At 48.4% G+C, this 11,616-nt stretch carries 12 protein-coding genes; 6 read left to right on the plus strand and 6 right to left on the minus strand.

The window, feature by feature from the left end:
* The first annotated feature begins 2 nt into the window (after positions 1-2).
* Together ACOJTG_RS01645 and ACOJTG_RS01650 are read left to right on the plus strand one after the other, a co-directional pair.
* Positions 3-362 (plus strand): Rid family detoxifying hydrolase, encoded by a 360-nt coding sequence (locus tag ACOJTG_RS01645; protein ID WP_420152213.1) that lies wholly within the window; start codon positions 3-5, stop codon positions 360-362.
* A 178-nt stretch (positions 363-540) separates the two neighbouring features.
* Positions 541-1,341 (plus strand): hypothetical protein, encoded by an 801-nt coding sequence (locus ACOJTG_RS01650; RefSeq protein WP_420152214.1) that lies wholly within the window; start codon positions 541-543, stop codon positions 1,339-1,341.
* 65 nt (positions 1,342-1,406) lie between these two features.
* Here ACOJTG_RS01650 and rny read toward each other — a convergent pair whose 3' ends face one another.
* The 4 genes from rny to pheT all read right to left on the minus strand — a co-directional run bounded on the left by rny (position 1,407) and on the right by pheT (position 6,488).
* Complete coding sequence (gene rny / locus ACOJTG_RS01655; RefSeq protein WP_420152215.1) at positions 1,407-2,978, minus strand: ribonuclease Y; 1,572 nt, start codon at positions 2,976-2,978, stop codon at positions 1,407-1,409.
* A 91-nt stretch (positions 2,979-3,069) separates the two neighbouring features.
* Complete coding sequence (gene zapA, locus ACOJTG_RS01660; protein WP_102200859.1) at positions 3,070-3,351, minus strand: cell division protein ZapA; 282 nt, start codon at positions 3,349-3,351, stop codon at positions 3,070-3,072.
* A gap of 288 nt (positions 3,352-3,639) precedes the next feature.
* Positions 3,640-3,999: a hypothetical protein gene (locus ACOJTG_RS01665; RefSeq protein WP_094810557.1), complete on the minus strand. Its 360-nt coding sequence runs from the start codon at positions 3,997-3,999 to the stop codon at positions 3,640-3,642.
* 59 nt (positions 4,000-4,058) lie between these two features.
* Positions 4,059-6,488 (minus strand): phenylalanine--tRNA ligase subunit beta, encoded by a 2,430-nt coding sequence (pheT, locus tag ACOJTG_RS01670; RefSeq protein WP_420152216.1) that lies wholly within the window; start codon positions 6,486-6,488, stop codon positions 4,059-4,061.
* A gap of 178 nt (positions 6,489-6,666) precedes the next feature.
* Here pheT and ACOJTG_RS01675 point away from each other — a divergent pair, with 178 nt between their 5' ends.
* Complete coding sequence (locus ACOJTG_RS01675; protein WP_420152217.1) at positions 6,667-7,281, plus strand: class I SAM-dependent methyltransferase; 615 nt, start codon at positions 6,667-6,669, stop codon at positions 7,279-7,281.
* A gap of 351 nt (positions 7,282-7,632) precedes the next feature.
* Complete coding sequence (locus tag ACOJTG_RS01680; protein ID WP_420152218.1) at positions 7,633-8,685, plus strand: tetratricopeptide repeat protein; 1,053 nt, start codon at positions 7,633-7,635, stop codon at positions 8,683-8,685.
* A gap of 255 nt (positions 8,686-8,940) precedes the next feature.
* Here ACOJTG_RS01680 and ACOJTG_RS01685 read toward each other — a convergent pair whose 3' ends face one another.
* On the minus strand, positions 8,941-9,567 hold the full coding sequence (locus tag ACOJTG_RS01685) for a DedA family protein (protein ID WP_104709779.1): 627 nt from the start codon (positions 9,565-9,567) through the stop codon (positions 8,941-8,943).
* Between the two features lie 186 nt (positions 9,568-9,753).
* On the opposite strand from ACOJTG_RS01685, the gene ACOJTG_RS01690 reads away from it, so the two are divergent.
* On the plus strand, positions 9,754-10,278 hold the full coding sequence (locus tag ACOJTG_RS01690) for an acyl-CoA thioesterase (RefSeq protein ID WP_102200854.1): 525 nt from the start codon (positions 9,754-9,756) through the stop codon (positions 10,276-10,278).
* Between the two features lie 144 nt (positions 10,279-10,422).
* On the opposite strand, the gene ACOJTG_RS01695 is transcribed toward ACOJTG_RS01690, so the two are convergent.
* Positions 10,423-11,307: an SMP-30/gluconolactonase/LRE family protein gene (locus ACOJTG_RS01695; RefSeq protein WP_420152219.1), complete on the minus strand. Its 885-nt coding sequence runs from the start codon at positions 11,305-11,307 to the stop codon at positions 10,423-10,425.
* 130 nt (positions 11,308-11,437) lie between these two features.
* Between ACOJTG_RS01695 and ACOJTG_RS01700 the strand changes: the two genes are divergently transcribed.
* Positions 11,438-11,602, plus strand: a complete 165-nt coding sequence (locus tag ACOJTG_RS01700) for a hypothetical protein (RefSeq protein WP_420152220.1) — start codon at positions 11,438-11,440, stop codon at positions 11,600-11,602.
* Positions 11,603-11,616: the final 14 nt, after the last annotated feature.

The following is an 11,616-nucleotide window of genomic DNA, read 5'->3' on the forward strand; positions in this document are numbered from 1 at the left end:
TTATTTTCACTCCCAATGCACCCGCACCCATCGGACCTTATTCTCAAGCAGTAAAAATAGATGGTCGTTTGTATGTTTCCGGTCAGATCGCTGCCGATCTAGCCGCTAGCCAAGCCGGAATCCAGGCCGAAGCTCGCCAAGTTATGGTAAGCATTGGCGAAATTTTACATGCAGCAGGCATGAATTACCATAATATAGTTAAGACCACTATCTTCCTGAAAGATATGAACGATTTTGCGGAAGTAAACGCCATCTATGGCGAGTTCTTCTCAGGTGACTACCCTGCCCGTGAAACCGTTCAGGTTAGCCGCCTGCCCAAAGATGTTTCCGTAGAAATTTCGGTGGTCGCTCTTATTGATTAAGTATTCTAAATAGCGTTTTATGCCTCAAGGCAACGTTTCGTAATTTCGTTGACCTGAGGCATAAAACGTTCCCTTATGTATTTCTGGTTACTAACGCTCGTCGTTAAAATCTGTTAATTCTTTCATCATCAGGAGCTTCCTCTGTATTTTCGGCTAGTCAACCGCATCCGCACTAGCTATGAAAACATACCTCTACATTTTTACGATTGTCCTTCTTTCAACTTCCTGTACGCGTTCGACGCTTCAGCTTAAGTCCCTTACTCCGGATACCCAGCGGGAAAATGGCCTGGAAGTAGCTCGTCAGATCAATGATAGCTTAAAAGTCGTTACGGCTTTTGAATCCGTTTATCTCAGCCGTCAGCCGGGAGATAAAATCGAGTACCTGATTTTTGATACTGAAATTACGAATCTCACCCAGCATCCCATCGAAATCAAACCACATGACTTCGAAATTACCGCCTTGGATGAAACGCAAACCCTGTTACTATACAGAACATCCGCTGGTACGCTCAACCCTTGGCGAAAACGAGGCCTGGATCCAGACCTGGAATTGCAGCGAGTAGCCCGACAAATTAAGCAGGAACGGAAGATTCTTCAATTCAATAAAGTGTTCAATACCGTCTTACTGGTGGGTTTGGTTGCCACTGATGTAGCGACCCAAACGAACTCGCGGCAAACGTATCAGGAGTACGCTTCCAAACGGGCGGGCATTGCCGCAGGCTGGCAAACCCTGGCGGTTAAGCGAGTAGCTGACCACCAGCGTTTTGGCAATCGGATGGATCAGCTTACCTGGGAGCAGGGCAACTTCGAGCGGGAAACGTTTCGCCAGATGATACTGCAGCCGGGCGAGGCCATGCGAGGCAAACTTTTACTCCAGTCCAATCGGGCGGCTCACTTCTACGAAATTACTTATCCAGCCCGCAGCCAAGCCCTTTCATTCCGATTTGAACAAAAACGGGTGAAAGACAAGCGAAGATAAGTCGCCTATACAAGCAAAAACCCCGCTGGTACTAACCAGCGGGGTTTTTGCTTGTATAAACTTGCTTATTTTGCGTAAGCTACGGAACGCATTTCCCGAATTACCGTCACTTTAATCTGACCGGGATACTGCATTTCTTTCTCAATTTTCTGTGAAATATCGTAGCTCAGCTGACCCGCTTTTTCATCCGACACGTTATCCGAATCCACGATGACGCGGAGTTCACGACCGGCCTGAATGGCGTAGCACTTATCTACGCCGTTGAAGTTGAGGGCCAGGGCTTCCAGGTCTTTCAAACGCTGGATGTAGCTTTCCATCATTTCCCGACGGGCTCCGGGACGCGAACCACTGATGGCGTCGCATACCTGCACGATGGGGGAAATCATACTAGTCATCTCAATTTCATCGTGGTGAGCTCCGATGGCGTTGCAAACTTCCGGGTGCTCCTTGTACTTCTGGGCCATTTCCATACCCAGAATGGCGTGCGGTAATTCCGGCTCTTCGTGCCATACTTTACCAATATCGTGCAGTAGACCCGCCCGCTTGGCCAGCTTCGCATTCAGTCCCAGTTCGGAAGCCATCGTTGCACACAACTTGGCTACTTCGCGAGAGTGTTGAAGCAAATTCTGACCGTAGGAAGAGCGGAAACGCATCCGACCTACCATCTTGATCAGTTCCGGGTGCAAGCCGTGAATACCTAGGTCAATGACCGTACGTTCACCGATTTCGACGATTTCGTCTTCGATATTCTTCCGCGTTTTCGCTACGACTTCTTCGATACGAGCCGGGTGAATCCGGCCATCCTGTACCAGTCGATGGAGCGACAAACGGGCGATTTCACGACGTACGGGGTCGAAGCCCGAAATCACGATGGCATCCGGCGTATCATCTACGATGATTTCTACGCCCACGGCCGATTCCAGTGTCCGGATATTCCGTCCTTCACGGCCAATGATTTTACCTTTGATATCGTCCGATTCAATATTGAAAACCGAGACGCAGTTTTCGATGGCCTGTTCGGCTGCCGTCCGCTGGATGGTTTCAATAACGATTTTCTTCGCTTCTTTCGTTGCCGTCAGTTTGGCTTCTTCTACGATGTTTTTTACGTAGCTGGAGGCCCGAGTTTCCGCTTCGGCTTTCAGGTTATCGACCAGTTGCTGGCGAGCTTCATCGGCAGTCAGACCGGCAATTTTTTCGAGCTGAGAAACGGCACTGGTGCGGGCTTTCTCAGCCTCATCCACTTTCCGTTTCGCAGACTCCTGCTGCTGGGCTAACTGCTGCCGCTGCTTTTCCAGTTCGTCTTCCTTGCGTTTGGCCTGTTCGCGTTGCTGATTGACCTGACGCTCAAAATCCTTCAGCTTCGCCTCATTTTCCTGAAGAACCCGTTTCCGCTTATTGGTTTCTTCTTCAAATTCGGCTCGGCGTTTAAGAAAATTTTCTTTCGCTTCAAGAATCCGCTGATTTTTGAGGTTTTCCGCTTTTTCTTCGGCGTTTTTAATAATGTCGACGGCTCTTACTTCGGCCTCTGCTTCCCGATTTTTAATCGCTTTCCCTAAGAATATCCGGGTAATAAAGAATACTATTCCCGCTGTAATGAGGGTATCGAGCAAATACAATAGAATACTACTATCCTGCATTTGTCTGTATGGTTAAATAATAGTGAAACCAAACAGCCCTCTGCCGGAGACCGTTAAAAGTGAAGAAAAACAGGGATCTTTAGTGTATCAATCAATTCCGCAGTACCGGATTGACTAATTCATCCATCATTTCGAGCTGAGCAAAAGCCTGATGCTGTAAGGCATTGAGCTTCAGATTAGTAACCATGCAAAAAAGCATCACACGGGTCATCCGCTCGTGCATGCTGTGAACATTTTCCTTCTCGAGTAATTGCTGCATTTGCTGATTCAATAGTTTAGCCGCTTCCCGAATGTAGAGTTCATCTTCTTTCGGAATCGTCATTTCGTATTGCGTGCCAGCAAGCTGTATGTGGATGGTACGATTCGTTCCCATGCAAAAGTAGTTATGGCTTATTATCGCTCTAACTGCATTTTCTTCGGTCTTTTAATCGGCGGTTGAGCCGGTCAGATGGCCTGTATTACAATCTAAACTTTTACAAGTTTAGTACTTAAAAGTGAAATTATGCAAATGTTGTGTGGGCTATTCATTCCGAATGATTGGCTTTTCGCAATAAATTATAGGCTTTAATCCTATTTTCGCCTAGGCCATCGGTTCTTTTTTACCCTTACACCCTCTGGTTTTGCTTCACTTTTCTTTGGTACAGCAATTCCTTGTGAATCGCTATTCCGATAATTTTTTAATGGCCTTGTCCACTTCCTGGATGAAATGATCAACCTGAATACGCAACGCTTCGGGATTATCGGGGTTCAGGGAATCCAGAGCAACCCGGCTCATGCGGCCTTTTTGCTCACTGCGTTTCCGTAAGTCCGAAAGCTCCGTTTTCTGCTTTTTGATGATTTCATCCCGCTCCTTCAACAACGAATGCAGGCCTTCCAGCTCCCGTTGTTTGTCCTGCAAGATCATATTCATTTGCTCCATCTGGGAAATGAGCGTGCGTATCTTCAGTTCCAGATGCTGGCCTTTGGCACGCAGACGCTCTTCCAGTTCATCCGCCGAGCGGGAGGTATCCAGGGGATTCATCAAGGGTATGGTACGTTTAGCGTTTGGAGGTACGGAAATCGCTTTCCGTACCCTGAAACTTATTTTCGAATGACAGCTTCTAATTCTTTTTCAAAACCAAGCATCAGCCGATTCATGGTTTTGTCGATTTGACTATCCGTCAGCGTTTGCGAAGCATCCAGCAGAGTGAAACTTACCGAGTACGACTTTTTGCCTTCGCCCAGATTCGGTCCTTCGTAAATATCAAATACGTTCAGACTCTGTAGGAGGTTTTTCTCGTATTTGAAAGCGACTTCCTGAATCTGTTTAAAGCTAACGGTTTTATCCAGTACCAGCGACAAATCACGGCGTACTTCGGGAAATTTCGAAATCTCCTGGAATGTCACTTCCGTGGTGTAATGATCCAGCAAAGCGGTCCAATCCAGATCAGCGAAGAATACCGCCTGTTTCAGATCCGTAAGCTTGGTCAGATCGCTGCGTACTAAACCGATGGTAGCCAGTACTTGTTTTCCTTTGAGATACTGCAAACCATACGCCCAGACGTTTCCCGCTTCTACTTCCTGCGTAGTCAGGCCTTTCACACCCATTTTTTTGAAAATCCGGTTCACCGTACTAACCAGATCGTGGAAAGCTACGGGCCGACTTTTCTGCTGCCAGCTTTCCGAAACGATGTTTCCGGTTAAGTACAGAGCCAGGTGCGGTTTCTCGACGTACTGGTGAGGCTGCATCTTGTGATACGTTTTCCCAAATTCGAAAAACTTCAGATCCCGTTGACGACGATTGACGTTATGGGCCAGAGCTTCCAGTCCGGAAAACAGCATACTTTGCCGCATCACACCCAAATCTTCGCTCAATTTATTCAGAATCTCGACATCTTCACCAGGCAGACTATCTTTTATACTGGCCGCGTAGGCCGGTTTCGTCAATGAATTGGTGAAAATCTCCTGAAAACCAACTCCGGCCAGCAACTGAGAAATTTTGAACGGAACGCGTTCCCGGTCTTTGGAAGGCTCGGGAAATTTCGCCAGATAGTCGGTCCGTAGATTAGCCGACAGGCTGATGTTATTCAATCCGTAAATCCGCAGGATTTCTTCAATCACGTCAGCTTCCCGCGTTACGTCTACCCGATAGGCTGGAATCGAAGCCGTGAAACCTTCTTCCGTACCATTCCAGACTTTGATATCCAGATCAGTCAGAATCTGATGGATTTGCTCATGGGGAATTTTTTGGCCGATCAGGCGGTCAATATTCCGGTAGCTCATCAGCACCTGAGCGGGTTTGAACTGAGCCGGGTGCGTATCCGTAATTTCACTCGTAATCTTTCCGCCGGCCAGTTCCTGCATGAGCAGTGCCGCCCGCTTGAGGGTATACAGCTTGAAATTGGGGTCCGTACCGCGTTCAAATCGGAAACTGGCGTCCGTTTTCAAACCATGTCGCATGGATGATTTACGTACCCAGTCCGGTGAGAAATAGGCTACCTCCAGAAAAACACGCGTCGTCGTTTCCTTGATGCCCGATTCCTGACCACCAAATACGCCCGCAATGCCTACGGGTTTTTCGGCATCGCAGATCATCAGGTCTTCACTGGAAAGCGTCCGTTCGATGCCGTCGAGCGTCACGAATTTCGTTCCTTCCGGCATGGTTTTCACCACGATTTTCTGTCCGGCCAGTTCGTGCCAGTCGTACGCGTGCATGGGCTGACCCAGCTCGTGGCAGATGAAGTTGGTTACGTCAACTATGTTGTTGATGGGCCGCAGACCAATCGCAAGCAGCGATTGCTTGAGCCAATCGGGCGATTCGGCTACTTTCACCCCGTCAATCGTAACCCCACAGAACCGTGGACAAGCTTCGGTATTTTCCACCACGACTTCAATCGGATGCTGATTATTGGCGGCGTAAAAGTTATCCGCAAAAGGCAGCTTAATATCTCGATGTAAGAGTGCTTTCAGGTCACGGGCGACGCCAATGTGCGAAGCGGCATCGGCCCGGTTGGGCGTCAGGCCGATCACAATGCGGTAATCCGGCTCCAGCTTGAAGTAAGTAGCTGCGGGCGTGCCGTTGGGGAGATCGGTGGTGAGTACCATGATTCCCGCGTGGCTGGTACCCAGACCCAGCTCGTCTTCGGCACAAATCATCCCTTCAGAAGGGTGACCGTACACTTTACGCTTACCGATGGTAAACGGCTCACCGTTCGTTGGATAAATGGTGGCTCCTACCGTGGCGACGACCACGCGTTGACCCGCGGCGACGTTCGCAGCTCCGCAAACGATGGTCGTGGGCTCGCCCGTTCCAATGTCGACGGTGGTGAGGTGTAATTGTTTTTCTTTGACGGTAAACGGCTCACACGTCAATACTTCGCCAATCACCACGCCCTGCAAACCACCCGGTACGGAATCAATGCGTTCGATTTCTTCCACTTCAAGGCCACAGCCCGTCAGTAACTGATCTAATTCTTCGGGCGACTCGGTCAGGGAAATGTATTGTTTGAGCCAATTAAGGGAAATATTCATAGTACTTCGGGTACAATCACTTGGAAAAGGTCCTTTACAGCCAGACCGATTTGCAAAAATAACTAATTTGAAAAAGGGAACAGAAGGATTATTAGAATTCGCTTAAATTCATCAAGAAGTACGTTTCTCTTTTGTTTTCCATGCCGAGTTTTAAGCCCCTGCTTTTCTCTGATTTTGTATGTCCAACCCCCACCCTGCCCTTGGTTATTCATTCCTGACGCCCGCGTACGAGTGGGCTCTGTGGCTAGGCGTACCCGAACGTAAGATTCGTTCTTATCTCATCGAACATATTAACGCCCATCAGCCCTTACTGGATTTTGGTTGTGGTACGGGTAATTTCCTCCAGCAGTTACAGCAGACCCATCCCCAGCAAACCATTCGGGGATTGGATACCGACCCGTACATGGTTCGCGTGAGTCGCCGAAAATCCGTACCCGTTGATTACTACGCTTCAGGTCCTCTGCCCTACGCTGCCGGGCGGTTTGGTACCGTAACGAGTACTTGGGTTTTTGAACATTTTTCAGTCGAAGAATCACTGTTTTACTTTCGGGAAATCCGACGGATTCTCCAGCCCGGCGGCACATTCTGGCTGGGAGACTGGGGGCCTTCCCAAGGCTCGATACAGCAGGTACTGGGACGCCTCGTCCACTGGATCGATCCGACCCAGAACGGACTGGGTCCGGCGGGTCACTGGCCGGAATTACTAGCTCAGGCTGGCTTTTCTACCGTGCTGATTCCGTACCAGATTCCAACGCGACTGGGCACCTTCTACTACTGGAAATGTCATTTTTGATGCCCAAAAAGCCCGTCTTATGTCGTATCTTGCCCCACTGTATAATCTTTTTGTACCATTCTATGCATTTTTTCTTCTAGTTTGTGGTGTAAAAAGACTGGTACAAACGTTTATTTGCTCATACTGTCTTTGACCGTCCTTTCTTCTCCCCAGGGAAACGGATTTTTAGTAAAGGCGGTTGAATGCCGGGTAATTCTTCATCAGATTACGTTAATTTTCGTTAATTGAAAAAACTATATTTGTCGAAGTCCCTGGAGTCGTTCATTTTCGGCCACTGGCTGGTATAGCCGGACCGGAGCAGCGAAAACATTTTCCAGCTCACGACCTTAAGATAGATCCAAAACGACTGCCATGAAACCGTTTTGTTTGTTGTTGATTTTTTTGTTTTCCCAGTCTTTACTGGCTCAGGATATTGATAAAGAGAAGCTCAAAGGTGTTTGGGTAGCGAAACGGGTCGAATACCGCAACGGGTACCAAATGATGAGTGATGCTGAAGTCGATAAGTCTACTATCGTTTTTGTCTTCGAAGATCGGCGATTGCGGTTTTATACCAACGAGAAGTCTAGCACTGTAAGCTACACGCTGAATGGAAACCGCATCCGTACAGCAGAAAACGCCACCTATACGATCGATAAGCTCACGGATTATGAATTACAGCTCTCCGAGCAGACTTCGTCCGTCATGCGTAATGATCAGCTTCGGTTTATCTGTGCCCGCCAGGAAGCTACTAGCTACGACGATTACATCCGTAAGAAATTCGTTCTTCCCGCCGCCCGCTTTGATCGGGATACGTTCTATGTGATGAACGAAACAATCTACCCTAAGTTTCGTACTCGCTTGATTGACAGTAGCTTTTACGAAACGTACCAGAATTCTTATACGTATATTGAAGATGCGTTCCGGCAACTGGCTCGTCCGCGTCGGGATCGCTTTCGAGTGAGCTTCATTGTGAATCGTACGGGCCGGATTGAAAATATTCAAATCGTAGAGAGTTCGGACCCGAAAATGGATGACAACCTGCGAACGGCCATCAAAGCTTCCGAAGGCATGTGGATTCCCGCAACCGTTGGCCGCAAGCCGGTACGGGTGCAGGTAAACTACGAGTTCCCGTATGGCATCCCCGAAAATCGGCAACTCTCCTTGGATGACATCAAAGCATTGAAGGCGAAAGATTTGTTTGAAACGGGTTTGCAACACTACAATCGCCAGCGGTACGATCAGGCACTGGCCGTATTCAATCAGTGTATTGAATTAGATCCCGGCAACGTATCGATTCGTTTCAATCGGGCCGCTACCTTCTACAAACTCAACCGCCTGCCGGAAGCGTGCCAGGACTGGAAACTTCTGGAACGAGCGGGAGAAAAAGAAGCTACAAAATTGTTAAAGAAACATTGTCAGAATTAACGAAGAAAGGCCGGTTGCCCGGCCTTTTCTTTTTTGCTTTACTTTTCCGTTCGCAGCAATTCGATCATGTGAGTCACTTTCTCGGCAAGCAGTCACTGTCTTACTACCCTTACCCATACTCTTAAAGAGAGTCTGTCCATTTTCATCCAATACAAACATTAGTAGGGATACTCACTATTTTGGAGCGGTCTACGGCTTTATCGGTATTGTCAAGTAAGATGCAAAGCCTCTTGCTTAGGCATTCAACCCGCTCGCTTACTTCATATCCCGACGGGCATTTAGGTAGCCTTTAACGACTGTAAACGTCGTGACGGCCAGGAAGAAGATGATGATGTAATGCACGTAGTTAATAATACCGGGAAACTTCTCGCCCAGATAGTATCCACCGCCCGAAAGCAGAATTGTCCAAAGAGCCCCACCGATAACATTGTAGGTCATGAAATGCGGAAAATCAAGCTTGATCATGCCCGACAAAATCGGTGCAAAGGTACGAACCACGGGCAGGAATCGACTGATAATCAACACACTGGAACCGTACTTTAAAAAATATTGGCGAGTCGTTTCGATGTTCTTTTTCTTAAAAAACAGGGAATCTGGCCGGTTTTCGAGCCTACCACCAAAGTACTTCCCAAAGAGATACCCCGTCAGCGAACCAAACACGGCCGCCCCCAGAATACAAGCTAGTAGTACGGGCAGGGTCACGTTTAGTACGCCCGTTCCGCAGAATACGCCCGCCAGAAAAAGTAAGTAATCGCCGGGAAGAAAGAAGGCAAAGAATAAACCGTTCTCCGCGAAAACGATTAAAGTAATGGCCACCAGGCCACCGGTTTGAATAATCTCCCGGGAATCCGTTAAAAAGGTTAACCAGTCTGGCAAATTCATGGCTTGATACTAATTTTCGACGAATTTAGCGGAGTTGTTTGGTATAGCCGATTCATTCCAGCGAATTTTACCGTAAACTACACGAGCGGTTGGTAAGCCGCTCGTTCGATTGCTTCGTCGGACTCCGGGTCTGGCGAAACCCGCTTCTTCATCAACGTTGAATCTTGATTCTGAACATTCACTGCTTTGACTCAGTCCAAATTTGCCTCCGAATCCCTGACGACCATGACTGAAATGGTCTTTCCTAACGATACCAATAATCTGGGTAATCTGATGGGGGGAAACCTATTACGTCTGATGGATATTTGCGGTGCGATTGCCGCCCAGAAGCATTCCCGCCACGTGGTCGTTACGGCCTCGGTGGATAACGTAGCGTTTAAAGACCCGATTCCCCTGGGGAGTGTCATTACGCTGCGGGCTTTCGTGACGCGAGCGTTCAATTCGTCCATGGAAGTATTCATCGACGTACACGCGGAGAATATTCCAGCCGGTGAACGCTTTATGACCAACCGGGCCTTTTACACCTTCGTGGCCGTAGGAGCCGATGGAAAACCGTCGACGGATATTCCGGAAGTAGTGCCGCAGACGGACGAGGAAAAATCGCTGTACGATGCCGCCCTTCGTCGCCGTCAATTACGTCTGGTTCTGGCCGGACGCATGATGCCCGCTGAAGCAACGGAGCTGGCTAAATTATTCGAACTGCAAGCCTAAGCTTTTCCTGGAAAGACGGTAACCAAAATAAAAGGCAGCGTTTCAAGCGGACGTTTGAATCAGGAAAAACATTCCATTTCCTGAATACAAACTTGCCTGAAACGCTGCCAACGAATTCCTTATTCAACCGTCGCTTTCTGTACTTTATTTTCCAGGGGTTTCTACCCGAAACTGCTCCATTCCTCGGCGGTCCTGAAGGGTAACATATACGGTCTTTTTATCTTTTCCACCGAAAACGAGATTACTACAGCTTTTGCCCTTGAGCGGTACTTCCCGCAGCAATTTCCCTTGCGGACTCAAAATCGCAATGACGCCTTTGCCGTGCCGGGTGCAGTACAGATTTCCCTTCTGATCGCACTTCATGCCATCCATGCCGAAATCCGTGAATTCGTGGAAAAGCTGTTTATTCTGCACATTGCCTTGAGCGTCTAAATCGTACTTCCAGATTTTCCGCTGAGCACTTTCGTTGACGTACAATGTTTTTTCGTCGGGACTCAGCGTAATTCCGTTGGTAGTACCCAGGTTTTCCAATAACCGGGTCGTCTTGCCATCCGGGTCGATTCGCCAGAGCTGGCCCGTATTATCTTTCCATTTCGGGTCGGAAGCATACAGCACGTCCTTCTTGGTGATGCAAATGTCATTGGGCTGATTGAACCGATCATCGTGGGCAAATACGCTGACTTCTTTCGTCTGCATGTTCACTTTCAAAATGTTATGATTCACAAAATCGGCCAGTAACATCTCGCCCTTTGAGTTAAACTGAATGGCGTTGGCAATACTCTTATTCGGTAAGGTTACGAACACTTCGCCCTGTCCCTGAGCATTGATTTTACCGACGGTACCATCTTGTTTGAAGTTGACTACGTACAGATTCCCTGCCGCGTCGAAACTGGGACCTTCGATGTTCCCGCTAAACTGGTTCTCAGCGGTGAAGTCGCTGCTTTGGTAGAGGTTTGAAGACTGGGAAGAAGCCGGTTTCCGGGCACAGGCCACGAAAAGCACCGGCAGTAACAGAAGAATACGAAACATAAGGCAAAAAATTAGTGCATACAAAATGGAGGAGCTAGTGAGGCTCCTCCATTTCTAGTAGTCAGCGAGTGGCTCTTAGTGAGGCATATCGGGCGTTTCAATATCGGTCGGCTCGACGCTATCATTCGTCGTGGCTACTTCACTTTTGCTGGCCGTTGCGGGTACTTTAGCACTTTTAGCAGCGGGAGCTTTGGTCGAACGCGTAGGCGTCTTCGTAGCTGCCGGAGCTTTCGGTTGCGAAGCAGCGGGCGTTGACTCCTTTTTCGGCTCAGCGGGGGCGTCTTATTTCTTATAAGGTACCTCTACGGT

The organism is Siphonobacter sp. (assembly GCF_048595215.1).
In the GTDB taxonomy this organism is placed as follows: domain Bacteria; phylum Bacteroidota; class Bacteroidia; order Cytophagales; family Spirosomataceae; genus Siphonobacter.

Excerpts from the sequence above, each read along its gene's own strand:
- ACOJTG_RS01650 (WP_420152214.1), top strand. The coding sequence starts at position 541 with ATGAAAACATACCTCTACATTTTTACGATTGTCCTTCTTTCAACTTCC.
- rny (WP_420152215.1), bottom strand. The coding sequence starts at position 2,978 with ATGCAGGATAGTAGTATTCTATTGTATTTGCTCGATACCCTCATTACA.
- ACOJTG_RS01665 (WP_094810557.1), bottom strand. The coding sequence starts at position 3,999 with ATGAATCCCCTGGATACCTCCCGCTCGGCGGATGAACTGGAAGAGCGT.
- zapA (WP_102200859.1), bottom strand. The coding sequence starts at position 3,351 with ATGGGAACGAATCGTACCATCCACATACAGCTTGCTGGCACGCAATAC.
- ACOJTG_RS01695 (WP_420152219.1), bottom strand. The coding sequence starts at position 11,307 with ATGTTTCGTATTCTTCTGTTACTGCCGGTGCTTTTCGTGGCCTGTGCC.
- ACOJTG_RS01675 (WP_420152217.1), top strand. The coding sequence starts at position 6,667 with ATGTCCAACCCCCACCCTGCCCTTGGTTATTCATTCCTGACGCCCGCG.
- pheT (WP_420152216.1), bottom strand. The coding sequence starts at position 6,488 with ATGAATATTTCCCTTAATTGGCTCAAACAATACATTTCCCTGACCGAG.
- ACOJTG_RS01680 (WP_420152218.1), top strand. The coding sequence starts at position 7,633 with ATGAAACCGTTTTGTTTGTTGTTGATTTTTTTGTTTTCCCAGTCTTTA.
- ACOJTG_RS01685 (WP_104709779.1), bottom strand. The coding sequence starts at position 9,567 with ATGAATTTGCCAGACTGGTTAACCTTTTTAACGGATTCCCGGGAGATT.